At 67.2% G+C, this 24,949-nt stretch carries 23 protein-coding genes; 16 read left to right on the top strand and 7 right to left on the bottom strand.

Annotated features, from left to right (window positions below):
• Positions 1–23: 23 nt before the first annotated feature.
• Both arfB and AC1DR1_RS15750 read right to left on the bottom strand, forming a co-directional pair.
• Positions 24–446 (bottom strand): alternative ribosome rescue aminoacyl-tRNA hydrolase ArfB, encoded by a 423-nt coding sequence (arfB, locus tag AC1DR1_RS15755; RefSeq protein ID WP_364744146.1) that lies wholly within the window; start codon positions 444–446, stop codon positions 24–26.
• Positions 447–609: 163 nt separating this feature from the next.
• Positions 610–840, bottom strand: coding sequence for a hypothetical protein (locus AC1DR1_RS15750; protein WP_229996181.1), 231 nt, complete (start codon positions 838–840; stop codon positions 610–612).
• A 418-nt stretch (positions 841–1,258) separates the two neighbouring features.
• Here AC1DR1_RS15750 and AC1DR1_RS15745 point away from each other — a divergent pair, with 418 nt between their 5' ends.
• Positions 1,259–2,035: a DUF4386 family protein gene (locus AC1DR1_RS15745; RefSeq protein ID WP_476992864.1), complete on the top strand. Its 777-nt coding sequence runs from the start codon at positions 1,259–1,261 to the stop codon at positions 2,033–2,035.
• 117 nt (positions 2,036–2,152) lie between these two features.
• Here AC1DR1_RS15745 and AC1DR1_RS15740 read toward each other — a convergent pair whose 3' ends face one another.
• Genes AC1DR1_RS15740 through AC1DR1_RS15730 form a run of 3 tightly spaced genes read right to left on the bottom strand, consistent with a single transcriptional unit; the run spans position 2,153 to position 5,617 of the window.
• A complete protein-coding gene (locus AC1DR1_RS15740; RefSeq protein WP_476992863.1) occupies positions 2,153–3,112 on the bottom strand; it encodes an aldose 1-epimerase family protein in 960 nt (319 codons plus the stop codon).
• 2 nt (positions 3,113–3,114) lie between these two features.
• Complete coding sequence (locus AC1DR1_RS15735) at positions 3,115–4,314, bottom strand: ROK family protein (protein WP_364744138.1); 1,200 nt, start codon at positions 4,312–4,314, stop codon at positions 3,115–3,117.
• A 43-nt stretch (positions 4,315–4,357) separates the two neighbouring features.
• Entirely contained in the window at positions 4,358–5,617 is a 1,260-nt protein-coding gene (locus AC1DR1_RS15730; protein ID WP_476992876.1) for an FAD-binding protein, read from the bottom strand.
• 253 nt (positions 5,618–5,870) lie between these two features.
• On the opposite strand from AC1DR1_RS15730, the gene xylA reads away from it, so the two are divergent.
• From xylA to AC1DR1_RS15715, 3 genes are read left to right on the top strand one after another with little or no spacing between them, the layout of a single operon-like run.
• Positions 5,871–7,061, top strand: a complete 1,191-nt coding sequence (gene xylA / locus AC1DR1_RS15725; RefSeq protein ID WP_229995848.1) for a xylose isomerase — start codon at positions 5,871–5,873, stop codon at positions 7,059–7,061.
• Positions 7,062–7,080: 19 nt separating this feature from the next.
• Positions 7,081–8,607 carry a xylulokinase gene (locus tag AC1DR1_RS15720; RefSeq protein WP_476992862.1) on the top strand — a complete coding sequence of 509 codons (1,527 nt, stop codon included), beginning with the start codon at positions 7,081–7,083 and terminating at the stop codon, positions 8,605–8,607.
• The gene (locus AC1DR1_RS15715) at positions 8,591–9,727 is read left to right on the top strand and encodes a Gfo/Idh/MocA family protein (protein ID WP_229995850.1); all 1,137 of its coding nucleotides are present in this window, start codon (positions 8,591–8,593) and stop codon (positions 9,725–9,727) included. Before AC1DR1_RS15720 ends, AC1DR1_RS15715 begins: the two co-directional genes overlap by 17 nt.
• On the opposite strand, the gene AC1DR1_RS15710 is transcribed toward AC1DR1_RS15715, so the two are convergent.
• Entirely contained in the window at positions 9,724–10,791 is a 1,068-nt protein-coding gene (locus tag AC1DR1_RS15710; RefSeq protein ID WP_364744126.1) for a LacI family DNA-binding transcriptional regulator, read from the bottom strand. The genes AC1DR1_RS15715 and AC1DR1_RS15710 overlap by 4 nt on opposite strands.
• 287 nt (positions 10,792–11,078) lie before the next feature.
• Here AC1DR1_RS15710 and AC1DR1_RS15705 point away from each other — a divergent pair, with 287 nt between their 5' ends.
• The 7 genes from AC1DR1_RS15705 to AC1DR1_RS15675 all read left to right on the top strand — a co-directional run bounded on the left by AC1DR1_RS15705 (position 11,079) and on the right by AC1DR1_RS15675 (position 18,365).
• Complete coding sequence (locus AC1DR1_RS15705; RefSeq protein ID WP_364744124.1) at positions 11,079–12,398, top strand: extracellular solute-binding protein; 1,320 nt, start codon at positions 11,079–11,081, stop codon at positions 12,396–12,398.
• A 4-nt stretch (positions 12,399–12,402) separates the two neighbouring features.
• Positions 12,403–13,305 carry a carbohydrate ABC transporter permease gene (locus AC1DR1_RS15700; protein ID WP_364744121.1) on the top strand — a complete coding sequence of 301 codons (903 nt, stop codon included), beginning with the start codon at positions 12,403–12,405 and terminating at the stop codon, positions 13,303–13,305.
• Positions 13,305–14,207: a carbohydrate ABC transporter permease gene (locus AC1DR1_RS15695; protein WP_364744118.1), complete on the top strand. Its 903-nt coding sequence runs from the start codon at positions 13,305–13,307 to the stop codon at positions 14,205–14,207. Before AC1DR1_RS15700 ends, AC1DR1_RS15695 begins: the two co-directional genes overlap by 1 nt.
• A gap of 64 nt (positions 14,208–14,271) precedes the next feature.
• Entirely contained in the window at positions 14,272–15,510 is a 1,239-nt protein-coding gene (locus AC1DR1_RS15690; RefSeq protein WP_364744116.1) for a Gfo/Idh/MocA family protein, read from the top strand.
• A gap of 11 nt (positions 15,511–15,521) precedes the next feature.
• Positions 15,522–16,526 carry a sugar phosphate isomerase/epimerase family protein gene (locus AC1DR1_RS15685; protein ID WP_364744114.1) on the top strand — a complete coding sequence of 335 codons (1,005 nt, stop codon included), beginning with the start codon at positions 15,522–15,524 and terminating at the stop codon, positions 16,524–16,526.
• A 40-nt stretch (positions 16,527–16,566) separates the two neighbouring features.
• Positions 16,567–17,268: a ThuA domain-containing protein gene (locus AC1DR1_RS15680; protein WP_364744111.1), complete on the top strand. Its 702-nt coding sequence runs from the start codon at positions 16,567–16,569 to the stop codon at positions 17,266–17,268.
• Positions 17,253–18,365, top strand: a complete 1,113-nt coding sequence (locus tag AC1DR1_RS15675) for a Gfo/Idh/MocA family protein (protein WP_364744108.1) — start codon at positions 17,253–17,255, stop codon at positions 18,363–18,365. The genes AC1DR1_RS15680 and AC1DR1_RS15675 overlap by 16 nt, the downstream gene beginning before the upstream one ends.
• 160 nt (positions 18,366–18,525) lie before the next feature.
• Here the strand turns inward: AC1DR1_RS15675 and AC1DR1_RS15670 are convergent, their stop codons facing one another.
• A complete protein-coding gene (locus AC1DR1_RS15670; protein ID WP_364744106.1) occupies positions 18,526–19,281 on the bottom strand; it encodes a FadR/GntR family transcriptional regulator in 756 nt (251 codons plus the stop codon).
• Positions 19,282–19,494: 213 nt separating this feature from the next.
• On the opposite strand from AC1DR1_RS15670, the gene AC1DR1_RS15665 reads away from it, so the two are divergent.
• From AC1DR1_RS15665 to AC1DR1_RS15645, 5 genes are all read left to right on the top strand, one after another.
• A complete protein-coding gene (locus AC1DR1_RS15665) occupies positions 19,495–20,898 on the top strand; it encodes an MFS transporter (protein ID WP_476992861.1) in 1,404 nt (467 codons plus the stop codon).
• A gap of 113 nt (positions 20,899–21,011) precedes the next feature.
• Complete coding sequence (locus AC1DR1_RS15660) at positions 21,012–22,775, top strand: dihydroxyacetone kinase family protein (RefSeq protein ID WP_229994701.1); 1,764 nt, start codon at positions 21,012–21,014, stop codon at positions 22,773–22,775.
• Positions 22,772–23,242: a ribose-5-phosphate isomerase gene (locus AC1DR1_RS15655; protein ID WP_229994700.1), complete on the top strand. Its 471-nt coding sequence runs from the start codon at positions 22,772–22,774 to the stop codon at positions 23,240–23,242. The genes AC1DR1_RS15660 and AC1DR1_RS15655 overlap by 4 nt, the downstream gene beginning before the upstream one ends.
• Positions 23,226–24,086 carry a triose-phosphate isomerase family protein gene (locus AC1DR1_RS15650; protein WP_229994699.1) on the top strand — a complete coding sequence of 287 codons (861 nt, stop codon included), beginning with the start codon at positions 23,226–23,228 and terminating at the stop codon, positions 24,084–24,086. Before AC1DR1_RS15655 ends, AC1DR1_RS15650 begins: the two co-directional genes overlap by 17 nt.
• Positions 24,087–24,148: 62 nt before the next feature.
• On the top strand, positions 24,149–24,949 hold the full coding sequence (locus tag AC1DR1_RS15645; RefSeq protein ID WP_229994704.1) for a sugar phosphate isomerase/epimerase family protein: 801 nt from the start codon (positions 24,149–24,151) through the stop codon (positions 24,947–24,949).

Here is a 24,949-nt window from a genome sequence, read left to right as displayed (position 1 = left end):
CGCTCGCTCTCGACTGGCCGGCGCTAATCGAGGGACGGCCGCTTTCGTTGCTGTTTCGTCGCCGCCCGCCGTTCCTTTGCGGCGAGGCGCCGGCGGTTCGAGCCCCTGGTCGGTTTGGTCGCCCGGCGTCGGGCAGCATCGGGAGCAAGACCCTCTGCCACGAGGTCGGCGAGCTTGGCCAGGGCGATCTCGCGATTGCGCAGCTGGGAGCGCCGCTCGGAGGCGGTCACGGTGATCACCCCGGTGATGAGGCGCGGTCCGAGACGCGTGACCAGCATCAGCCGTTGGCCGTCCGAAAGCGCCGCCGAGGCGGCGACGTTCCACGAGAGTTCGACGCGGCTGTCCGAGGTATTGACGTGTTGACCGCCTGGCCCGGACGAACGCGAGAACCGCCAACGCAATTCCGGCGCGGGAATCGTGAGCGCAGGCGATATCTCCAGATCCATGCAACTAGCGTCGCACGATATGGGCGCGATCGAAGCCCTCATCCCCGCGCAGGCTCAGCATGACCATCTCATGACAGTGCCCGTCCGCACGCTGAACTCCCAGAGAGCGATCCTGCGCTGTGAGCCGGTTTGGTGAACCTCAGCGGCACGGACCAGTCTCCGTCTATGAGCTCGCCGGCTCTTCACGCCGTTCGAGCGTCTGTCCGTACGGGACATCGCGGCTTACAGCGACGGTGTAGCTGGTGTATCCGTGCTGGGTAACGAGGATGCCGTGGCGGCATTCCTTCATGGCGTGTTCGCGGGCGATCTCTACGGCGGCGTTCAGGTCGTTTTCGACGGTATCCGGGTCGTGGGCGGTGATTTCCAGGACGACGTCCGAGTGGCGCTTGATCATCGTGGTCTCTTTCTAGGCGGGATGTGCCGGGGTCCTCAGCGGGCACGGGTTTCCGGGGTCCGGGCATACCCGGGGAGGCGGAAAGCGGTGGTTCCAGAGGGGTTGCCCGACATTCTCTAATGGGGCGGTGGCCGGCCGAAGTGTCTGGCGGGCTGGATCGGCGGAAGCAATCTCCTGCGGATCTGTAGCCAGTGTGGATGATCGGCGGACCGGGCGCAATACCAAAGTCCGAAAAAGTCGGCTGTGGCGGTTCCGTGCCCGCCCCTCCTTGAGTGCTGGCATTACGCAACGGCCGCTATCAGGAGGCCCAGGCAATTGCCGCTGCAACGTGCCGTGGCCTCGCGCGGGCAATCGGGGTAGCCTGCGCTTAGGCGCACACACTGCGAACCTGCACGTCGGCACGAAGCGGGCGATGCCCATGAAGAAGTTCGGAACACAAGACGGCCACAGCCCGCGGCCGGCGGCTTCGGCCGAGTCGGGGCGCCCGTCACCGCCCCGTGGCCCGTTGCGCCTTGCCGCCACGCTGGCGTTTGCCGGCTTCGCGGTGTCGGTGATTGCCGGGCTGCTCCATGCCGATACGGCCACCGCGAACGACCATCCGGCGACGTTCGCGGAGTACGCCCGCAGCGGCATCTGGACTGCCGTCCACTTGGGGCAGTTCGCTGGCATGGCGCTTCTCATCTCCGGGCTGCTGGTCCTGCTGGTGGTCCTGAAAGCGCCGGACGGAGCCTTGGCCTGGGCGGCCCTCTTCGGTGCGGTGGCAGCGGTCGCCGCACTGGCACTGTATGCCTCCCTCCAGGCCGTCGACGGGGTTGCCCTCAAGCACGCCGTGGACGCCTGGGCTGCCGCCGCGGAGCCGGAGAAAACCGCCCGGTTTGCGACCGCCGAGGGCATCCGGTGGCTGGAGTGGGGCATGCGCAGCTACCAGAGCTTCGTGCTGGGCGCGGCCCTGCTCCTGACCGGTGCCGTGGTTGTCGGGGCACGCCGCGTCTCCGCGCTGATCGGCTATCTCATGGCGCTCTCCGGGTTGGCGTACATTGCCCAGGGCTGGATCATTGGGGCCGAAGGCTTCTCCCCGGGGAACACCATTCCCACACTGGCCGGGATTGTCCTGGTCCTGGTGTGGTCCGTGTGGCTGCTGGTCAGCGCCTGGTTCGGGAAGGACGCGCCGGCCAGGGACCGGAGGCGCGGGTAGCGGGCTCGTGCATGGCCGAAGCCGCCGGAAACCTGCTCAGACAGCCTGACACAAGGGGGCATTCCGGCGAACCCGCAGGTCTCCGGCGAACTCGCCGGGCTTCCTTCGCCGGGTCTCTCAGGGCAGCTGGTAGCGGATACCCCAGCTGAGACGCCACGTCTCGCCGGGGGCCAGCCAGCGCAGTCCTTTGCCGCTGTTCAAGGCATCGGCCGGGGCCGTCATGGGCTCCACCGCCACCGCTGTGACCAGGCCGCCGTCGGTTGGGAAAATGCGGGTCGTGAAGGCCTGGACATAGCCGAAGGACGCATCCATGAACAGTTGCACCTGGCTGCCGTCCGGGGCTTCCAGATAGTGAAGCGAGCTGCCGTCCGGTTCCCGGCAGACGTCGCTCCACGCATCATCGAGGGCGACGTCGCCCACACGTTGCCCTGCCCGGAAGTCGTGCCGGGTCCCGCGGACGGCTGCGGTGGCACCGGTCGGGTTCAGCCGCTCATCGACCTCGATGTGCGTGTCGGCATTGATGAACAGCGTCAGGTCTTCCGTGGGCACAGCGCCCAGCCTGAGGAACGGGTGCGCCCCGACGGCCACCGGGGCTGCCCGGCTGCCCGTATTCGTCAGGCTGTGGGTGACAAGAAGCCCGTCCTCCGCGAGTTGGTAGTGGACCGCCGTCGCGAGTTCAAAGGGGTAGCCCGGTGCGGGTGCGACATCGGCCGCCAGCGTGATGCTGTCCGCCGACCGGTGCGCGACCCTGTATGCGGCGCCGGACAGCAGCCCGTGCAGGGCGTTGCCGTTGACGGGTTCCGTGATCTCCAGTTGCTGCGGGACGCCGTCGTAGGTCCACTTTCCGTCCGCCACCCGGTTGGGCCATGGCACCAGGACCCAGCCCGCGCACGACGGCGGTCCGGCCGCGGCGGGGTAGTCCTGCAGGAGGGCGATGCCGTCGATTTCGAGGGCCCGCAGGCTGGCGGCGATTTCCGTCACGACTGCTCGTTGGCGGCGGCCTCCCAACACAGCCTGCAGTTCGTAGTTCTCGCCCATCGGTGCCAGGCTCTGGTGCTGCACTGTCTGGTTCTGCATAGTCAGCCTGTCTGGGACGTGGGTGCGGGCAGGGTGGCGGTGGTTGTGCCGATGCCCGCGGGATCGGCCAGGAACTGTGCGAAGGCCAGCTCTGCAGCCCCGATCATCATCAGATCGGATCCGAGCGCCGCACGGTAGATCTTGACCTGGCCCGCGGGACCGTCCATTGCCTGGGACAGCAGCGTTCCGATCAACGACGTCGGCGCGAGCGCATGCAGCGTCCCCAGGAAACCGTCCAGGACGATTGCCTCTGGGTTGAAAATGTTCACGGCATTGCGCAGGGCAATGCCCAGATACAGCAACTGTCGGGCGACTTCGTCGTTCACCTCGGCACTGCTGCTGTTCGCGAGGGCGTTTTCGAGGTCCGCGGTGTCGCCGCGGGTCAAGCCGGCCAGCTCGAGGAGGCGGGATTGGGAGACTTCGGTTTCCAGGCAGCCAGTGGCACCGCAATGGCAGGTCTTGCCTCCCGTGCGCACAAAGGTGTGGCCGAGTTCCCCGGCGTAGCCGGAGGCCCCCCGGAGCAGCTGCCCGTCGGAGATGATCCCGCCGCCAATGCCGCTGGCGCCGCCGTTGAGGTAGATCAGGTTCCCCTGCCCGGCACCCGCCCCGAAAATCTGCTCGGCTTCGGCGCCCAGCGAGGCGTCGTTGGCGGCGAGGCACGGGTAGCCGGTGGCCTCGCTCAGCATCCGGGCGACCGGCTCATTGCGCCAGCCCAGGTGCGGTGCATGCCGCACCACGCCGTCGTCGCGGTTGACCAGGCCGGGCACGGCCACGCCGATTCCGGTGATCCGGTAAGAGACATCCAGTTCGGAGCGCATCCCGGCCATGACAGCCGAGGCGATGTTCACCGCTTCCCGGGCGCTCGGGATCCGTTCGGTTTCGAAGCGGATTTTCTTTTGCACCTTCCCGCCGAGGCTCACCAGGCCGATGGTCACGGCGTCGATTTCCGGGTTGACGGCCAGCGCCGCAACCGACGGGCTGGGATGGACCTCCGGGCTGGGCCGGCCAACCTGCCCCTCGCCGGCGGGAGCCGTTTCATAGACCACGCCCAGGGAGACGAGCTGCCCGATCAGCGTCCCGACGGTGGAGCGGTTCAGCCCTGTGTGCCGGGTCAGCTGGGCGCGGCTGAGTACGCCGTGGTGATGGACGAGGGAGGTCAGCAGCGACAGATTGTTCCGGCGCGACGGATCCGGTTCGCTCACAGGCGCGGAAGCATGGGTACGTGGAGGCATCATCGTGACACTATCAGCGGCCGAACACCGTGCGGTCCAGGAATGAGTTACGGAATTTTCCGGCCGGATCCAGCCGGCCAGCCAGCGCGGTGAAGTCGGCAAAGCCGGGATACAGCGGGGCGATGCTGGCCGCACCGCCGTGGAACAGTTTGCCCCAATGCGGTCTGGCGGCGAACGGGGCCAGCTCCGCTTCGAGGAGGGGCAGGATTGCGCTGACCGCCGGCTCATCCTGGCGCCAGGTGAAGTGCAGGCCGATCCCGTCCCTGCCGTAGTTGGGGCTGAGCCACAGCTGGTCTGCCGCTATGGTGCGGATTTCCCCGACCAGGAGCAGGGGAGTGACCACGCTGGAGAGCTTGCGCATCGTGCGGATGGCCGCCACGGCATGCTCCCGCGGGATCAGGTATTCGCTCTGCAGCTCGTCGCCTTTGCTGGGCGTGAATTCCATCCGGAAGTGGGCGACCCTGTCGGACCACGGTCCCGGAATGCCGAGTTGCTGCGTGCAGTTGCTTCCGGACACTCCTGGTAGCGGGTGCCGGGCCTGGGTGGCCGGCGTGCCGGAGAAGAATTCCGGCAATCCGGCGGGTGGCGCCGCCTGGTCTGTGCGGTTCTTGAGCCACGCCTGACCCACTGTGGCCCCGCTCCAGTCGGTGAACAGGCTCACGCTGTAGGCCGAGGACGTGACGTCATCGAAACTCGCCAGGACCTGTTCCCAGTCCAGGCCTTCAAAGACACTCTGGGCAATCTCGAAGCTGGGCTCAATATCCAGGGTCAGGCGGCTCACAATGCCCAGTGCCCCCAGCCCCACCACCATGCCGGCAAAGTCGGCGTCGCCACGCCTGGCCGTGACCACTGTGCCATCCGAGGTGACCAGCTCAAGCGCCGCCACGGCCGTGGCGAGATTGCCGTTGCCATCCCCGGAGCCATGCGTGGCGGTGGCGACAGCTCCCGCAACCGAAATGTGCGGCAGGGAGGCGAGGTTGTGGAGCGCGAAGCCGTGGCGCTGCAGCTCCGCCGCGAGCGTCCCGTAGCGCGTACCACCACTGACCGTGACGGTCATGTTCTGGACGTCGATGCTGATGCCGGCATCGAGCCTGTCCAGCACCACCAGGGTCCCGGCGGTATCTGCAATGTCATTGAAGGAATGGCGGGACCCCAGCGCGCGGACCTTCCCGGCGCCGGCCACCAAGTCCTGCAGTTCCGCCACGCTGGCCGGATGGGCTATCCGCGCTGCCTGGTAGCCGTAGTTCCCCGCCCAGTTATGCTCGGTCACCATCTGATCAATCACGGTTGAATCCTTTACTCCAGGGCCTCATTGCCAGATGAGCTGCCGCATCGACTGCGATATTTGCTGTTGTTCACAACATAACAGCCGTTCATGAAATCCGCTAGAGAACAACAAAGTCATCCCGATATCTTCGCAAGCATGTGGTTGACACCACAGAAATCCATAATATGTTTGTGTATAGAACAATTCATTCTGAACCCAACGCACAGCAACCAGCCACACCTACCCCTCGGAGCATTCAATGGCGATTCAGCCCACCCGTGACGACAAGTTTTCCTTCGGCCTCTGGACGGTGGGCTGGGAGGCCCAGGACCAGTTCGGCTCAGCCACGCGCCCGCCGCTGGACACGGTCGAGGCCGTCAACCGGCTCAGCGACCTCGGCGCCTACGGCATCACCTTCCACGACAACGACCTCTTTCCCTTCGGTTGCTCCGCGGCTGACCGCCAGCGGGAAATCGACCGGCTGACGGGCGCACTGAAGGCCACCGGGATGATCGTCCCGATGGTCACCACCAACCTGTTCAGCCACCCGGTCTTCAAGGACGGCGGCTTCACCAGCAACGACCGCGGCGTTCGGCGCTTCGCCCTGCGCAAGGTGCTGGACAACATCGACCTCGCCGCCGAGCTCGGTGCCGAAACCTTTGTCATGTGGGGCGGGCGCGAAGGCAGCGAATACGACGCCGCCAAGGACATCCGCGGCGCCCTGGAACGCTACCGCGAAGCCGTGAACCTGCTGGGCGACTACGTCACGGACAAGGGCTACAACATCCGGTTCGCCATTGAGCCCAAGCCCAACGAACCCCGCGGCGACATTCTGCTGCCCACCCTGGGCCACGCCCTGGCATTCATCGAAACGCTCGAACGCCCCGAACTGGTGGGCATCAACCCCGAAACCGGGCACGAGCAGATGGCCGGCCTGAACTTCACCCACGGGATCGCCCAGGCGCTCTACCAGGGCAAGCTCTTCCACATCGACCTCAACGGCCAGCGCAGCATCAAGTTCGACCAGGACCTGGTGTTCGGCCACGGCGACCTGCAGAACGCGTTCTCCCTGGTGGACCTGCTCGAAAACGGCGGCCCCGACGGCGGCCCCGCCTACAACGGTCCGCGCCACTTCGACTACAAGCCCAGCCGCACGGAGGACATCGACGGCGTGTGGGACTCCGCCGCCGCCAACATGCAGACCTACCTGCTGCTCAAGGAACGCGCCAAGGCCTTCCGTGCAGATCCCGAGGTCCAGGCCGCGCTGCAGGCCTCCCGCGTGGCGGAAATCAACGAACCCACACTCAACCCGGGCGAAGGCTACGAACAGCTCCGCGCCGACCGTGCTTCCTACGAGGACTTCGACGCCGACGCCTACTTCGGCGGCAAGGGCTTCGGCTTCGTGAAGCTGCAGCAGCTCTTCATCGAGCACCTGCTCGGCGCCCGCTGATCCCGTGACGGCTGCTCCCATGACACTCGTTGCCGGCGTCGACTCCTCCACCCAAAGCTGCAAGGTGGTGGTCCTGGACGCCGGCAGCGGCACCCTGGTCCGCGAGGGCCGGGCCGCCCACCCGGACGGCACGGAAGTGCACCCCGACCACTGGTGGCGGGCCTTGTCCGCAGCATTCGACGACGCCGGCGGGCTGGCGGACGTCAGCGCGCTCTCGGTGGGGGGCCAGCAGCACGGCATGGTGCTGCTGGACCACGCCGGTGACGTCGTGCGGCCGGCGCTGCTGTGGAACGACACCCGATCGGCGTCGGCCGCGGCCGCACTCACCGACGAAGTGGGGGCCGACGACTTCGCACGCCGGACCGGACTGGTCCCGGTGGCCTCCTTCACCATCACGAAGGTCCGCTGGGTCCGGGACCACGAGCCGGATCTGGCCGACCGGGTGGCGGCCGTCGCACTGCCCCATGACTGGCTGACCTGGCGGCTCCGCGGTTACGGCCCGGCAGCCTCCAGCCCCCTGGGCCCAGACCTCGAACAGCTCACCACCGACCGCTCGGACGCCAGCGGAACCGGCTATTGGAGCCCATCGGCCGGAGAGTACGATCTTGGACTGTTCAAGATCGCCTTCGGCCGGGACGCCAGGGAGGCCACCGGGAACGCCGGGCCGGGGGAACCCGGAACCGTTATTCTGCCGCGGGTTCTCGGCCCCGGCGACACCGCTGGAGCCATCCACCCCGGCTGCTTCGGATCCTCTGCTGAACGGCCAGCCCCGGCGGGTTTCGGCCCGTCGGAATCCGGGCCCCGGATCCTGCTGGGCGCGGGTGCCGGCGACAACGCGGCCGCCGCCCTGGGACTGGGGGCCGAGCCCGGAGACGTGGTGGTGTCCGTGGGCACCAGCGGCACGGTGTTTTCGGTGGCGTCCCGCGCCGTCTCCGATCCCAGCGGAACCGTGGCGGGATTCGCGGACGCCAGCGGCGAGTACCTCCCGATTGCTGTCACGCTGAATGCAGCACGGGTGCTCAGCTCGGTGGCCGGCATCCTGGGCGTGGACTTCGACGAACTTGCGCGTCTTGCCCTGGACGCCGAACCCGGCGCCGGTGGCGTGGTGCTGGTGCCGTACTTCGAAGGTGAGCGCACGCCCAACCTGCCCCACGCCAAAGCCAGCTTCCACGGGCTCAGCATTGCCTCCAGCACACGGAGCAACCTTGCCCGGGCAGCCATCGAAGGCATGCTGAGCGGACTGTCCGGCGGGCTCGATTCCCTCCGGGCGCAAGGCGGCGCCGCAACACGCCTCCTCCTGATCGGCGGCGCCGTGCAGAACCCTGCGGTGCAGTCCATCGCGGCCCAGGTCTTCGATCTGCCGGTCGTGATCCCCAGCCCGGGGGAGTACGTGGCCCGGGGTGCCGCTGTCCAGGCGGCGTGGGCCCACAACGGCAACCGTCCGGATTGGCCTGTCGCGGTGGACGCCGCACCCGCCCCGGACTTCCACCCGGTAATACGGCAAAACTACCTGAGGGCGAGCAGCCACATTGACCCCAGCAACTGAGCCCCTGCTTGCCCGGACTCCACTGCTTGCCTCCGGCCACCAGGACCCGCTCCGTGCCTCCGGCGAACCTGTCCGCTGGGGAGTTGTCTCCACCGGCAGGATCGCGTCCACTGTCACGAGCGACCTCGCCCTGTTGCCGGACGCCGTCCTGCACGCCGTCAGTTCCAGGTCCCGCGCCGGCGCGGAGGAATTCGCCGCCAGGCACGGCTTCCGCCACGCCTACGGCGACGACGGAGGCCTACCGGGGTACGTACGGCTGATCCAGGACCCCGACGTCGACATCGTGTACGTCGCCACACCGCACGCCAGCCATTTCACCGTGGCCAAGGCGGCGCTCGAGGCCGGCAAGCATGTGCTGTGCGAGAAGCCGATGACGCTCAACGCGCGGGACGCCGCTGTCCTGGCCGGGCTGGCCAGGCGCAAAGGGCTGTTCCTGATGGAGGCCGTATGGTCCCGGTTTCTTCCCAGTGTGCAGCGGGCGGCGGAGATCATCGCGTCGGGGGAACTGGGCGAGATCCGGTCGATCCAAGCGGATCTTGGCTTCCCGGCGCCCCGCCATCCGGAGACCCGCCTGTGGCAGCGGGCGGCAGGGGGCGGCGCGTTGATGGACGTCGGCGTATATCCGCTGACCTGGGCGCTCATTGCGTTGGGGGCGCCCCAGTCCCTGACGGCCGCAGCCCACATCACCGGCGACGGAGTGGATGCCGAAACTGCTGTCACCCTCTCCTATCCCTCGGGGGCCCGCGCCCAGTTCATGGTGTCGCTGACCACCGTGTCGGCGCAGGCAGCCACGGTGTCCGGCACGAAGGGCCTAATGCGGTGCAACGCACCGCTGTTCAACCCGACGGAGCTGGCCCTCACCTTCGGCTCGGGAGAGACCCGGCTGGAGACCTTTGTGCCTGCGGGGCATGGGTACACCTATCAGCTGCGCGAGGTGCTCCGCTGCCTTCAACTCGGGCTGACCGAGAGCCCAACTATGCCGCTGGCCGACACACTGATGGTCATGTCGCTGCTCGATGAAGCCCGGCGGCAGGCTGGAATCACCTGCCCGTCGGACTCGTCGGAGGCCACGAACCGGCTCACGGCGGAGGCGGGCGGCAGCCTGTGCCGCGAGGACTAGTGACGCGGCGTGCCCGGCTCCGGGTTCCCGAGAGCAGGAGGCGCCGTCGATTCCCGGACCACAAGGTGGGTGGCCAGTTCCACCCGACGCGAGTCGAGTTCCTCGCCGTTGGCCTGCCGGAGGACGGCGCGCAGGGCGGCGCGGCCCATCTCCTGCAGTGGCTGCGTCACGGTGGTCAAGGCCGGGATGGACTGCTCCGCCTGGTACGTGCCATCGAAGCCCACTAGGCTCAGGTCTTCCGGGATCCGCAGTCCGTGCCTCCGGGCTTCGGCCAGGACGCCGAGGCCGATGCTGTCACTCCCCGCGAAAATGGCTGTCGGTGGCTCGGGGAGGGCCATAAGGGTCTGGAGGCTGCGAATTCCGTGTTCCGGGCGGAACTTGTCCAGCAGGACGTAGTCGGGCCGCACCTGGACTCCGCCGGCCATGAGTGCCGCCATGTAGCCATGGAGGCGCGCCTGGTTGCATTCGGCCGATTCCGGTCCTCCGACGTAAGCGATCCGCCGGTGGCCGAGGCCGAGCAAGTGCTCCGTAGCTTCCTTGCCGCCCGCCCAGTTGGTGGCACCCACGCTGACAACCTCCGGCGGCGGCGGGTTGAGCGGATCGATCACCACTACCGGGATGTGCCGCCGGCGGAAGGCGCTCAGCTGTGCCGTGCTGAAGCCGGAAGTCACCACAATCAAACCGAGCCGGCCTTCATCCAGGATGCGTTGGGCCCGCCGCTCCGGACTGAGCGTCATGGCCGCAGGGTGCCCGGTCACATCGATCAGGACTTGGACGTCAATGGAGGCGGCTTGCTCCAGCACTCCGTTCAGGACCTCGACGGCGTACGCGGAGTACAGCGAGTCGAACACCACTTCCACAATCCCGGTCCGGCCCTCGGCGTGTTTGCGCTGGTGCGTGGACTGGTAGCCCAGCTGCTCAAGTGCCGCCAGGACCTTGGTGCGCGTGCTCTCGGCAACGTCCTCCCGTCCGTTGATGACCTTGGAGACCGTGGGTGAGGAGACGCCGGCCTCCCGGGCGACGGCGGCAAGCGTGGGCCTGCCGGAACCCTGGACTGTTGACACGATGACTCCTGTACTTTCGAAATATTTCGATATGGAGAAGTCTCACCTTGTTTGCCTGGGGCGTCAAGTCTATTTGATCCAAGTGAACCAACGTTTCCGATTTTGCTCTTGACTGTGACTGTTGTCACCACTACTTTAGTTTCAGAAGTCGCAAACTTTTACGAAACTTTTCGAAGCTTAGCTCCACCCCATCAGCAGCGGCAGCGCAGCCTTCCTTGTGAGGGTTGGGCTGCCACTCTCACAACCGGGCCATCAGCGCAGACCCCGGAGGACGAATGGAATCCCAGATGAAAAATCGTACGTTTCGCAGTGCCGCAATGGCCCTCTCGGCCGCCGCAGTTTCGATCAGTCTGGCCGCCTGCGGCTCCAGCGGCCCGGCAGGAACTGCCGCCAGCGCAGACTCGGCCACAATGTGGGGGCTGACGGGCGGCAACCAGCCCGTCCTGCAGAAGTCCGTCACTGACTGGAACTCCGCCCACCCGGATTCGTCCATCAAGCTCGATTTCTTTGCGAACGACGCCTACAAGACCAAGGTGCGCACCGCTGTCGGTGCCGGCCAGGGCCCCACCTTCATCTATGGCTGGGGCGGCGGCGTGCTGAAGTCCTACGTGGACGCGGGACAGGTGGATGACCTCTCCGGGTTCCTGGCGGACAACCCCGAGGTCAAGGACCGTTACCTTCCGGCGGTGCTCAAGAACGGCGTCCTCGACGGCAAGACCTATGCCTTGCCGAACAACAATGTGCAGCCTGTGGTGCTCTACTTCAACAAGGACGTTTTCGACAAGGTGGGCGCCGAGGCGCCCAAGACCTGGGAAGAGCTGATGGCACTCGTGCCGAAGTTCAAGGACGCAGGCATTGCCCCGTTCTCACTCGGCGGCCAGTCCAGGTGGCCGGACCTGATGTGGCTGGAGTACCTCGTTGAACGCATCGGCGGCCCGGAGGTCTTCGCCAACATCGCGGCCAACAAGCCCAACGCGTGGTCCGACCCCGCGGTCACCGAGGCGCTGACCAAGATCCAGCAGCTCGTGGACGCGGGCGGCTTCGCCAACGGCTTCTCGTCCATCGCGGCGGACAGCAACGCCGACCAGGCGCTGCTGTACACCGGCAAGGCGGCCATGATCCTGCAGGGCGGCTGGATCTACCAGAGCATGAAGAAGGACGCCGCCGACTTCGTCAAGAGCGGCAAGCTCGGCTACACCACCTTCCCCACGGTTTCCGGCGGCAAGGGGGACCCGACCAACGTGGTGGGCAACCCGTCCAACTTCTGGTCCGTCTCCTCGAAGGCCACCGACGGCCAGAAGAAGGCGGCCCTCGAATACGTCAAGAGCGGCATGTTCTCGGACAGCAACGTCCAGGGCCTCATCGACTCCGGGGCCGTGCCGGTGGTCAAGGGCATCGAAAGCAAGCTCGCAGCGTCCCCGGACAAGGACTTCCTGACCTACGTGTATGGCATGGCCAAGAACGCCCCGAGCTTCACGCTCTCCTGGGACCAGGCTCTGAGCCCGGCGCAGGGTGACGCCATGCTGGCCAACCTCGACCAGATCTTCCTGAAGAAGATCACCCCGGAGCAGTTCGTCGCCACGATGAACGCGACGGTCGGAAAGTAATCCAGTGTCCACCACATCCGGTTCTTCCCGACGGGCCCTCCAGCCGGGCCCGTCGGGGTGGCTGGCCGCGCCAGCCCTTGCCTTCTTCCTGCTCTTCGCCATCATTCCGCTGATCGGCGTCTTGTTCCTGAGCTTCACCTCGTGGGACGGCCTGGGCGAGATCAAGCTGGACGGGTTGTCCAGCTGGACAACTGTCCTGACGGACCCCGTCACCGGCAACGCACTGCTGGTGACGGCGAAGATCATGTTCTTCTCGTTCATCGTCCAGGCACCCATCAGCCTGCTCTTGGGGGTCTTCACCGCCGCGGGCCAGAAGTATCGGGCGGCCTTGGCCGTCCTGTACTTCGTGCCGCTGCTGTTGTCCTCGGCCGCCGTCGCCATCGCGTTCAAGGCCCTCCTGGACCCCAACTTCGGCCTGGGCGCCGGGCTTGGCCTGCCGATCCTGGCCCAGGACTGGCTGGGCAATTCAGACCTGGTGCTGTTCGTCGTCGTCTTCGTCATCGCCTGGCAGTTTGTCCCGTTCCACACGCTGATCTACCAAGGCGGCGTGCGTCAGATCCCCGCGTCGCTGTACGAGGCCGCGCAAATCGACGGTGCCGGACGGGTCCAGCAGTTCTTCAACATCACGCTGCCCCAGCTGAAGTACACCATCATCACTTCCTCCACGCTCATGGTGGTCGGATCCCTGGCGTACTTTGACCTCGTCTTCGTCCTCACCGGCGGCGGTCCCGGCTACGCCACGCGGCTGCTCCCGCTGCACATGTACCTCACCGGGTTCAAAGCCAATGACATGGGCGCAGCGAGTGCCCTCGGCGTCATCCTCGTCGTGATCGGTCTGGCTCTCGCCCTGCTGCTGCAGAGGCTGGGCGGCAAGAACCGCAACGCAAGCCAATTGGAAGGTGCCTGATGGCTTCCATCACCCAGCTCCCCGTCCCACCCGCGGCCCCCGCCCGCCCCGCAGTCAGGCCGCGTACGCGGACCAAGGGGCCGGGACGGACACGCCCCAACTTCCTCGGCGGCCTCGGCGGCTGGCTCTGGCTGGCCATCATCATCGTCCCCGTCTACTACGTGGTGGTGACGAGCCTGAAAAACCAGGCGGGGTTCTTCACTTCCAACCCGATGATGCCGCCCGCAGAGCCCACCCTGGACAACTACAAACTGGTGGTCGAGAACGACTTCGCCAGATACTTTGCCAACAGCCTCATCGTCACAGTGGGCAGCGTTGTGCCGGCACTGCTGGTTTCCTTCATGGCTGCCTACGCGATCGTCCGCGGCAAGAGCAGGTTCCTCAACTGGACCAACAACCTGTTCCTGCTGGGCCTGGCCATCCCGCTGCACGCCACCATCATCCCCATCTACTGGATGATCACGCGCGCCCATATGTACGACACCCTGCTGGCGCTGATCCTGCCTTCCATCGCCTTCGCCATCCCGATCTCCGTGCTGATCCTGTCCAATTTCATGCGGGACGTGCCCAACGAACTCTTCGAATCCATGCGGCTGGACGGCTGCTCCGACTGGGCCATGATGTGGCGCCTGGCGCTGCCCATGACCAAACCGGCCGTCATCACGGTGGGAATCTACAACGCCCTGCACGTCTGGAACGGCTTCCTGTTCCCGCTGATCCTGACCCAAAGCCCGGCCACCCGGGTGCTGCCGCTGTCCCTGTGGACGTTCCAAGGGGAATTCAGCGTCAACATCCCGGCCGTCCTCGCCGCCGTCGTGCTCGCCACGCTGCCGCTGCTGGTGGTCTACATCATCGCCCGGCGCCAGCTGCTCAGCGGCCTCACCGCAGGCTTCAGCAAATAGCGTGCGGGGCCCTTTTCCTGGGGCGCCGCCACCGATCTCCACCCGTCTTTCGAAAGGATTACCGATGACTGACCCGACGAGCCTGCGTGTGGGGATGGTGGGCTATGCGTTTATGGGGGCCGCCCATTCGCACGCGTGGCGGAGCGCGCCGCGGTTCTTTGACCTGCCGCTGCACCCGGAACTGACCGCGGTCGCGGGCCGGAACCCCGACGGGGTGCGGGCCGCGGCGGCGAAGCTGGGCTGGGAATCCTATGAGACGGACTGGCGGGCGTTGATCGAGCGGGAGGACATCGACCTGATCGATATCTGCACCCCGGGCAACACGCACGCCGAGATCGCGATCGCGGCGCTCGAGGCCGGCAAGCATGTCCTGTGCGAGAAGCCGCTGGCGAACTCCGTGGCCGAGGCCGAACGGATGGCCGCGGCCGCGGAGGCCGCGGCGGCCCGGGGCGTGTACTCGATGTGCGGGTTCAGCTACCGGCGCACCCCGGCCCTGGCCCTGGCCCGGCGGATGGTCGCCGAGGGCCGGCTCGGGCAGATCCGGCACGTGCGGGCCCAGTACCTGCAGGACTGGCTCACCGACCCGGACGCGCCGCTGACCTGGCGGCTGGACAAATCCAAGTCCGGCTCCGGCGCGCTCGGGGATATCGGGGCGCACAGCATCGATGCCGCCCAATGGATCACCGGACTCAACATCACCGGGGTCTCGGCGCTGATGGAAACCTTCGTCAAGGACCGGCCCCTGGCCGGGGACCTCGTGGGCCTGGGCGGGCACGGCGCCACCGGCGCCGAGCGCGGGCCGGTCACCGTGGACGACGCCGCCATCTTCACCGCCCGCTTCGCCGCCGCCAACGGCGGGGAAACAGCCGCCAACGGCGGCGGAAGCGGCGGTTCATCTGCCGGGACCGGCGCCGGGCCGGTCGGGGTGTTCGAGGCCACCCGGTTCGCGCTGGGCCGGAAGAACGCCATGCGCCTGGAACTGAACGGCACCGCCGGGTCGCTGGCCTTCGACTTCGAGGACATGAACGCCCTGTCCGTCTACGACGCCGCCGACGGCCCCGACGCCGGGTTCCGCAAGATCCTGGTCACCGAACCCGAACACCCCTACACCGGGAACTGGTGGCCCACCGGCCACGGACTGGGCTACGAACACCTCTTCACCCACCAGGCGGTCGACCTCATCCACGCCATCAACGCCGGCCGGCCCCCGGCACCGTCCTTCGCCGACGCCCTCCAGGTCCAAAAAGTCCTCGCCGCCATCGAAACCAGCGCCCACAACGACAGCCACTGGCACCACGTCTGAGAGGAAACACCATGACACGACCCATCACCCTCTTCACCGGCCAGTGGGCCGACCTGCCGTTCGAAGAGGTGGCGCGGCTCGCCGGCGAGTGGGGCTTTGACGGCCTGGAGATCGCCTGCTGGGGTGACCACCTGGACCCGCAGCGGGCCGTCGAGGACGACGCATATCTCCAAGGCCGGCTGGACATCCTGGACAAGCACCAGCTCAAGGTCCATGCGATTGCCAATCACCTCACCGGACAGGCCGTCTGCGACGACCCGATCGACGAGCGTCACGAGGGTATTCTTCCTGCCCACGTGTGGGGCGACGGCGACGCCGAAGGGGTCCGCACCCGCGCCGCCGAGGCCATGAAGACCACGGCCCGCGCGGCCGCCAGGCTTGGCGTGCAGACCGTCACCGGGTTCACCGGATCCTCGATCTGGAAATGCGTTGCCATGTTCCCGCCCGCCTCGGACGCCATGATCGAACGCGGCTACCAGGACTTCGCAGACCGCTGGAATCCGATCCTCGACGTCTTCGACGAGGAAGGGGTCCGTTTCGCCCTCGAGGTACACCCGTCCGAAATCGCCTACGACTACTGGACCGCCAAGCGCACCTTGGAAGCCGTCGGCCACCGGGAGAGCTTCGGCTTGAACTTCGACCCGTCCCACTTCCTCTGGCAGGACCTGGACCCTGTCATGTTCCTGCAGGACTTCGCCGACAAGATCTTCCACGTCCATGTCAAGGAATCCGTCCGGCAGCTCAACGGCCGCAACGGACGGCTCGGCTCCCACCTGCCCTGGGCCGACCCGCGCCGCGGGTGGGACTTCGTCACGGCCGGCCACGGCGACGTCAATTGGGAACCGATATTCCGGACCCTGAACGCCATTGGATATCGGGGACCCACCAGCGTCGAGTGGGAGGACGCCGGCATGGACCGCCTGGTCGGCGCACCGCAGGCCCTAGCTCTGGTCAAGGAACTTGCCACGATCACACCGCCCGCGGCCGCGTTCGATGCGGCCTTCGCCGCCCGCTGAGCCAGCCGCGACCACAACAAACCAACAACAGAGGAACCCCATGACAATCGACCAAAAAACCGCCCTCGTGGTGCGCGGCGGCTGGGACGGGCACCAGCCCGTTGCGGCCACCGAGGAATTCATCCCGTACCTGCAAGCCAACGGCTACGAGGTCCGGGTGGAGGAATCGCCCAAGATCTACGCCGACGCCGACTTCATGGCGGGCGTGGACCTGATCCTGCAGTGCGTGACCATGTCCACCATCGAAAAGGACGAGTTCGAGGGGCTCCGGGCCGCCGTCGAAAACGGCACAGGCCTGACCGGCTGGCACGGCGGCATCGCGGATTCTTACCGGGACACGTCCGACTACCTGCACCTGATCGGCGGCCAGTTTGCCTGCCACCCGGGCAAGCACCCGGACGAGCGCACGGGCGGGCAGCCCGACAACTACGTCCCGTACACAGTCAACATGCTCCCGGCAGCCGCCGAGCATCCAATCACTGCCGGTCTCGACGATTTCGATCTCGTCACCGAACAGTACTGGGTCCTCGCCGACGACTACATCGACGTCCTGGCCACCACCACCCAGAAAGTCCGCGAATGGGACCCTTGGCACCGCGAGGTCACCTCGCCCGCCATCTGGACCCGGCAATGGGGAAAGGGCAGGATATTCGTCTGCACCCCGGGACACCGCGTCGAAATCCTCCAGGACAGCAATGTCCGCACCATCATCGAAAGGGGCCTGCTGTGGGCAAGCCGGTAAACGTTGGAATCATCGGCTGCGGAGCCATCATCGTCCAGTACCTGGTGAACTTCCGCCGGCTCGAGGACATCAACCTCGTCGCCGTCGCGGACCTGGATCCTGCCCGGGCGCAGGCTGTGGCCGACTCGTACGACGGCGTCCGGGCGCTCACAGTGGACGCGCTCCTGGCGGCCGACGACGTCGAACTCGTCCTGAACCTGACCATCCCGGCAGCCCACGCCGAGGTCGCACTGCGGGCGATTGCCGCCGGCAAATCCGTCTACGGCGAGAAGCCCCTCGCGGCCACAACCGCGGAGGCCCGGCAGGTCCTGGATGCTGCCCGGACGGCCGGCGTCGCGGTCGGCTGCGCCCCTGACACCGTGCTCGGCACCGGGATCCAGACCGCCCGGAAAGCCATCGACGACGGGCTGATCGGCAGGCCCATCTCCGCGACCGCCACGATGGTCACGCCCGGGCATGAGCGCTGGCACCCGAACCCGGACTTCTATTACCAGCCCGGTGGCGGCCCGCTACTGGACATGGGACCGTACTACGTCTCGGCCCTGGTCACGTTGCTCGGACCCGTGGTCTCGGTGATCGGCGCCGCCAGCCACACCCGCGGTGAACGGACCATTGGATCGGGCCCGCGCGCAGGCCAGAGCGTGCCGGTGGCGATCGATACCCACGTCACCGGCGTCCTGGTCCACGCCTCGGGGGCCTTGTCCACGCTGGTGATGAGCTTCGACGCCGTGAAGACCAGGAGCCCCAACATCGAAATCCATGGGGAACGCGGGTCCCTCGTGGTCCCGGATCCCAACCACTTCGACGGCGACGTCCAGCTCTTCGCCCTAGGCGCGGAGGACTGGCAGGCCCTTCCGGTTTCTGCCGGCTATGAGGACTCGGGGCGCGGCTTCGGCGTCGCGGACTTCATCCGCACCCCGGCCGGCCAGGAGCCACGGGCAGGCGGAGTCCTGGCATTCCACGCCCTGGAAGTGATGGAGTCCGTGCTCGAGTCGGCGCACACGGGAACGCCTGTCCGGATCGCCAGCACAGCAGTCCGGCCCGCTCCGGTCGAACTGGCTGCCATCGCGGAGTCTCCCGTGGCGGTCACCTCGTAGCGTCCGCTCGGCTGCTCCCTCCCAGCCCGCCCCACCCGTGCCCGGCCGAAATCGCCGGAAACCCACGAGTTCGCCGGAACGTTCCGGCGAGCGCGCAGGTTTCCGGCGATTTCGCGCGCCCGGGGGAGACGCGCCCGGGAGATGACGCGGGGAAGAAGCCTCAGTCCGTGGCGGCCTGGTCGGCGTCGAACCCGGCCAGGAGGCGCCGGGACGCCGTGTCCATGTGGGAGCGCATGGCTGCCGTCACGGCGGCCTCGTCCCTCGATTCCAGGGCCCGGAAGATTTCCCGATGCTCGGCCAGGGCCGCGGCCGCGTGCCCTTCATCCGTCAAGGCGCGGTCTACCCAGATGCGCAGGAGCGAGCGGATGCTCTGCAGCAGTTCCTGCAGGACCTGGTTGCCGGAGGCGGCGGCAATCTCGCGGTGGAAGGCGGCGTCGGCCTCCACGAACGTGGCGAGGTCATCGAGGCTGTGTTCCATGGTGGCCAGATTTTGGCGCATCCGGTCCAGGGCGTCGTCGGTGGTCCGCTGGGCCGCCAACTGGCCGGCCTGAACCTCAAGTCCGCCGCGCAGTTCCACGAGTTCGCGTGTGCGCGGGGCGCCCAGCATGAGGCCCCAGCTCAGCGTGCGGGGGAGGAGCTCGGAAATGCCGTCGCGAAGGTAGGTTCCGGAACCGGGGCGGACGATGACAATCCCGAGGATCTCCAGTGCTGCGAGGGCTTCGCGGACCGCGGAGCGTCCCACCCCCAGCGAGGCGGCGAGCTGGCGTTCGGCCGGCAGGCGGGTCCCGACGGCGATCTCGCCGCTCGTGAAGTACCCAAGAAGGCGTTCCGCGACCTCGGATACAACCGAGCCTTGCTCCATGGAACCGAGTGCGGCACTTATTTTGGCCGTTGAAGCGGCGGAATTTACGGACACCTTCACAGCGTAACAACCCGGACCAGCCGAGCCATGCAGAGGTCCGTCTGTGAAATAAACATGTCAACCGGTTGACCAATTTGGGATGAACGCCTTATGGTTTTTATCACACGCTTAGTTAGGGCCTGGCCAGTCCTCCGGACTACGCGATGAGACCAATCCCCAAGCTTCCAGCGCAGGAAGCGGTCGGGACATCAACATCTAGGAGTCAATGTGGACACCACTCAGTCAGTGGTCGAAAGATCTGCAATCAAGAAGGTGGCAGTGCGGCTGGTGCCGTTTGTCGCTCTCATGTTCTTCATCAACTATCTCGACCGCACGGCCATCTCCTTCGCCGGCCCCAACGGCATGAACGCCGATCTCGCCCTCTCGGCGGCCCAGTTCGGCTTCGCCTCCGGCGTCTTCTTCATTGGCTACATCCTGCTGGAAGTCCCCAGCAACCTTGCCCTGCACAAGTTCGGCGCCCGCCGCTGGCTGGCCCGCATCATGGTCAGCTGGGGTATCGTCTCCCTCCTCTTCACTTGGGTGGGCAGCGTGGAGCAGCTCTACGTCCTGCGCTTCATCCTGGGTGTGGCCGAGGCCGGATTCTTCCCCGGCGCCATCCTCTTCCTCAGCCTGTGGGTCCCGTCCCGTCACCGCAGCAAGATCCTGGCCCTGTTCTACCTGGCCCAGCCGCTGACTACCGTCATCGGAGCCCCGCTTGCCGCCCTCCTCATCCAGCAGCATGGCCTCTTCGGCCTCGAAGGCTGGCGCGTCATGTACTTCGGCGTGGCCATTCCCGCCATCCTGATCGGCATCGCGGCCTGGTTCTACCTCGCGGATTCCCCGGCCAAGGCCAAGTGGCTGAGCGCTGACGAGAAGACCTGGCTGACCGGAGCGCTGGAGAAGGAAAAGAACGCAACCGCCGCCAGCAATAACCACGGCAGCGTCCGCACCGTCTTTGGCAACGGCCGCGTCTGGATGCTCGCCCTGATCTACTTCGGCTTCATCTACGGCCTGTACGCGCTCGGTTTCTTCCTGCCGACCATCATCTCCGGCTTCGAAGGCCTGTACGGCGCAAAGTTCGACGTCTTCCAGAAGGGCCTGATCACGGCCATCCCGTACCTGCCGGCAGCCTTTGCCCTGTACTTCTGGTCCAAAGACGCCACTAAACGCGGTGTGAAGACTTGGCACATCGCCGTCCCCGCCCTCGTCGGCGGCCTGAGCATCCCGCTGGCACTCTTCGCGGGATCGCCGGCGGCGACGATCGCGATCATCACCCTCACTGCGATGTCCATCTTCGCGGCCCTGCCGAACTTCTGGACGGTCCCCACCCAGTTCCTCACCGGCGCCGCGGCCGCCGCCGGCATCGCCCTGATCAACACCGTGGGCAACCTGGCAGGCTTCAGCGCCGGCTACATCACCGGCTGGCTCAAGGACTGGACCGGCAGCTACAACGTGCCCATGCTCGTGGTGGGTGGCTTCATGATCCTTTCGGCCATCCTCATGGTGGTGCTTGCCCGCAGCGGTGCTGCCAATGGAACGGCCGTCGACGTCGCCCCTGAGGCCGGGGAGTCCGAGGCCGGGGAGTCCGAGGCCGGGGAGTCCGAGGCCGCGGAGTCGGCTGCCGCCCGCTAACGGACCAGCCCTCTAACGGACCCCTCGCGCTCCCAACAATCCGGTGCCCGCCGCGTGCCACACAGCCGCGGCGGGCACCCACCAAGCAGCTTTCCCTCTTCCAGGAGTACCCCATGACCCGCCTGTTCAATGACCCCGCAGCCTTCGCTGACGAAATGATCGAGGGCTTCGTCGCCTCCCACAGCCGCTGGGTCAGGCGCGTTTCCGGCGGCGTCGTCCGCAACACCCAAAGCACCCCCAGCACCGTGGCGCTCGTGATTGGCGGCGGCTCCGGCCACTACCCCGCATTCGCCGGACTCGTCGGCCAGGGCCTGGCCCACGGCGCCGCCATGGGCAATCTCTTCGCCTCCCCGTCCGCGCAGCAGATCTACAACGTGGCGAAGGCCGCCAACAACGGCGGCGGCGTCCTTCTGGGCTACGGCAACTACGCAGGCGATGTCCTGCACTTCAACCAGGCCCAGGCCCGGCTCCGCGCCGAAGGCATCGACTGCCGCAGCATCGCCGTCACAGACGACGTCTCCTCCGCCCCGCCGGCCGAGCATGCCAAGCGCCGCGGGATCGCCGGCGACCTTACGGTCTTCAAGGTGGCCGCCGCCGCTGCCGAGGCCGGCTACAGCATGGACCGGACCATCGAGATCGCCGAGCGCGCCAACCACCGGACCCGCTCCTTCGGCGTGGCTTTCACCGGTTGCACCCTGCCCGGGGCGGACCACCCGCTCTTCTCCGTCCCCGAGGGCCGGATGGCCGTCGGGATGGGCATCCACGGCGAACCCGGTATCGGGGAGACAGACATCCCGACGGCGGACGAGCTCGCCGAGCTCCTGGTCGCCAAGCTCCTCACCGAAATCCCCGAGCGCCAGCCCGGCGAAGCCGCAGGCGCTGCTGCCCGGTCCCGCGTGGTCCCCATCCTCAACGGCCTCGGCAGCGTCAAATACGAGGAACTCTTCGTCGTCTACCGCCGCGTCGCCCAGCTCCTGGCCGAAGCCGGACTGGAAGCCGTGGACCCGCAGGTGGGCGAACTCGTCACGAGCTTCGACATGGCCGGCACCTCCCTCACCCTCTTCTGGCTCGACGAGGAACTCGAAACCCTCTGGCACGCCCCCGCCGACGCCCCGGCCTTCCGCCGCGGCGCCGTCACCGCGGACGCCCTCGAGCCCGCCGACTTCACCGACCCGGCCGAGATCGAAGCGTCCATCCCGGATGCCTCCGACGAATCCCGCGCCGGCGCCATCCGGGTTCTGGCCGCGCTGGGCGCCGCGAAGAACGTCGTGGACGCCAACGCCGAGGAACTCGGCCGGATCGACGCCGTCGCCGGCGACGGCGACCACGGCATCGGCATGGAACGCGGCGTCCGTGCCGCCGTCGACGCCGCTGCGGCCGCCGTCGCCCGCGGCGCGGGAGCCGCGACCACCCTTCACCTCGCCGGAGATGCCTGGGCAGATAAGGCCGGCGGCACCTCCGGTGCGCTGTGGGGCATGGCCTTGCGGGCGGTCGGGGATGCGCTCGGAAACACCAACGCCCCCGACGCCGGCGCTGTCGCCGCCGGAGTCGCAGGCGCCGCGGCCGCAATCATGGACTTCGGCAAAGCCACACCGGGCGACAAGACCCTGGTGGATGTCCTGGTCCCGTTCCGCGACGCCCTCGCCGGCGGCGTGGACGCCGGGCAGTCCCTTGCTGACTCCTGGGGCGCCGCCGCCACCGTTGCGCAGCAGGCCGCGGAAGACACCGCCCAGCTTCTGCCCCTCATGGGACGCGCCCGCCCGCACGCCGAGAAGAGCCTCGGCACGCCGGACGCGGGAGCGGTGTCCATGGCACTGATCGTCCGAGCAATTCACAACACCCTCGTCGAGGAAAAATCTGTCAAGGAGAACGCATGAGCGCCAAGCTGCGCCTGGTCATCGGGTCTGACGACGCCGGATTCGAATACAAGGAAGCCCTCAAGGCGGACCTGGAGGCCAACGGGCTGGTCGACTCCGTTACCGACGTCGGAGTGGATGCCACCAGCCACACCCCCTACCCCTCCGTGGCCATCGCCGCCGCCGAACTCATCGCCTCCGGCGAGGCGGACCGCGCCCTCCTGGTCTGCGGCACCGGCCTGGGCGTGGCCATCGCGGCGAACAAGGTCCCGGGCATCCGCGCCGTCACAGCCCACGACAGCTTCTCGGTGGAACGCTCCGTCCTGAGCAACAATGCCCAGGTCCTCACCTTCGGCCAGCGCGTCGTCGGCCTGGAACTCGCCCGCAGGCTCGCCCGCGAGTGGCTCACTTACACCTTCGACGAAACCTCGGCCTCGGCCGAGAAAGTCACACTGATTAAGGACTACGAGGGTGTCACTTCCTGCTAACCCCGCCGCACGCGGGACAGACACAGCCGCCGGCCGTGCCGCCGACACACGGCCCAGGGCCGTCATCGGCGTCAGCCTGAAAATGTACTTCGGCTACCAGCGCACGCTGGACTACTGCCGCGAGGTCGCCGCCGTCGCCCTGTCACACCCTGCCGTGCAGAGCGGCGAGATCGAACTGTTTGTCCTGCCCGCACTGCCGGCACTGCCGGATGCAGCCCGGATCCTCGGCGTGGCCGGGGCCGGCGCCGGCGCGCAGGACATTTTCTGGGAAGACGAAGGCGCCTACACCGGCGAGGTTTCCGGCCGGACGGTCGCCGAACTCGGCGGACGCTACGCCGAAGTTGGCCATGCCGAGCGGCGCCGGATCTTCGGCGAGGATGACAGGACGATCGGCCTCAAGACCGCCGCCGCTTACCGCAACAGACTCACCCCGGTACTCTGCGTCGGGGAGCTGCAGCCCGGCTCGGTGGAGGAAGCCATCCGGCACTGCATGGCGGACATAGACGCCGCGCTCAACCGGGCACGGTCCCTGGGACCGGCAACCCGGACCATCGTGGCCTACGAACCGCAATGGGCCATCGGGGCCCCGGAGCCCGCCACGCCGGAGTACATCAGCGCCGTCATCGCCGGACTGGACGCGCACCTGCGCGCCCTGCCGGGCCAGACCGAGAGCAGGGTCATTTACGGCGGCAGCGCCGGACCCGGCCTGATCAGCCGGCTGGACATGTCCGTCGCCGGGCTGTTCCTGGGCCGCTTCGCCCACGACCCGCAGGCGCTCAGGACCATCCTGGACGAAACCGCCGCACGCCTGGGACTTCTGCTGACGGCGGGAGGCCGGCCATGAGCTCCACCACAAGGCTCAGTTCCAGCATTGGCGAGGGCTCGAGCATCGGCCAGGATTCAGGAATCCGTTCAAGAATCGGGCTCAGCAGCTACGCCTTCTTCTGGCAGCTCTCGGACCGGGTCGCCGCACCCCTGACTCTCCATGAGGCACTGGCCGAGACCGCAGCCCTGGGCGTGGACCTCTTCCAGATCTGCGACTATGCCCCGCTGGAAACCATGACGGACGCGGAACTGGAAGCCGTGCGGGCCACGGCCGATGCCCTGGGGATGTCCCTGGAGCTCGGCACCAAGGGCATCCGGCCGGAGCATCTGCGGAAGTTCCTGCGGATCGCCGGGATCCTGGGTGCGCCACTGCTGCGGACCATGTTCAACGTCCCGGGCCACACCCCGGACGCGGACGAGGCCGCGGCCGTCTTCACCGACGTCCTGCCCGAGTTCGAGGCCGCCGGGGTGAAGATCGCCGTGGAAACCTACGAACAGGTCCCCACCTCCCGCGTCCTGGACGTCATCGCCCGGGTGGGCAGCCCGTCCCTGGGCATCTGCAGCGATCCCGCCAACACCGTGGCGGCGCTGGAATCCCCTCGCGAGGTGATTGACGCCGTCGCGCCGTATGTCCTGAACATGCACATCAAAGACTTTGCGTTCAGCCGCAAGGAGGGGTGGGTCGGGTTTACCTATTCCGGCGCTCCCCTCGGCGAAGGCCTCCTGGACTATGCCTACATGGCCCGGAAGCTGCAGCCCAAAGAAAGAAATATCAACCAGATCATCGAGCACTGGCTGCCGTGGCAGGCCTCCGAAGAAGAGACCATCCGCCTCGAAAAGCAGTGGACCCAGCAAAGCCTCGATTTCCTAAGGAGTAACTGA

The sequence above is a fragment of the Arthrobacter sp. P4_F10 genome, assembly GCF_056401435.1.
Note: the sequence above shows the minus strand (reverse complement) of the source record. Positions and strands in the feature narration are given on the sequence as shown.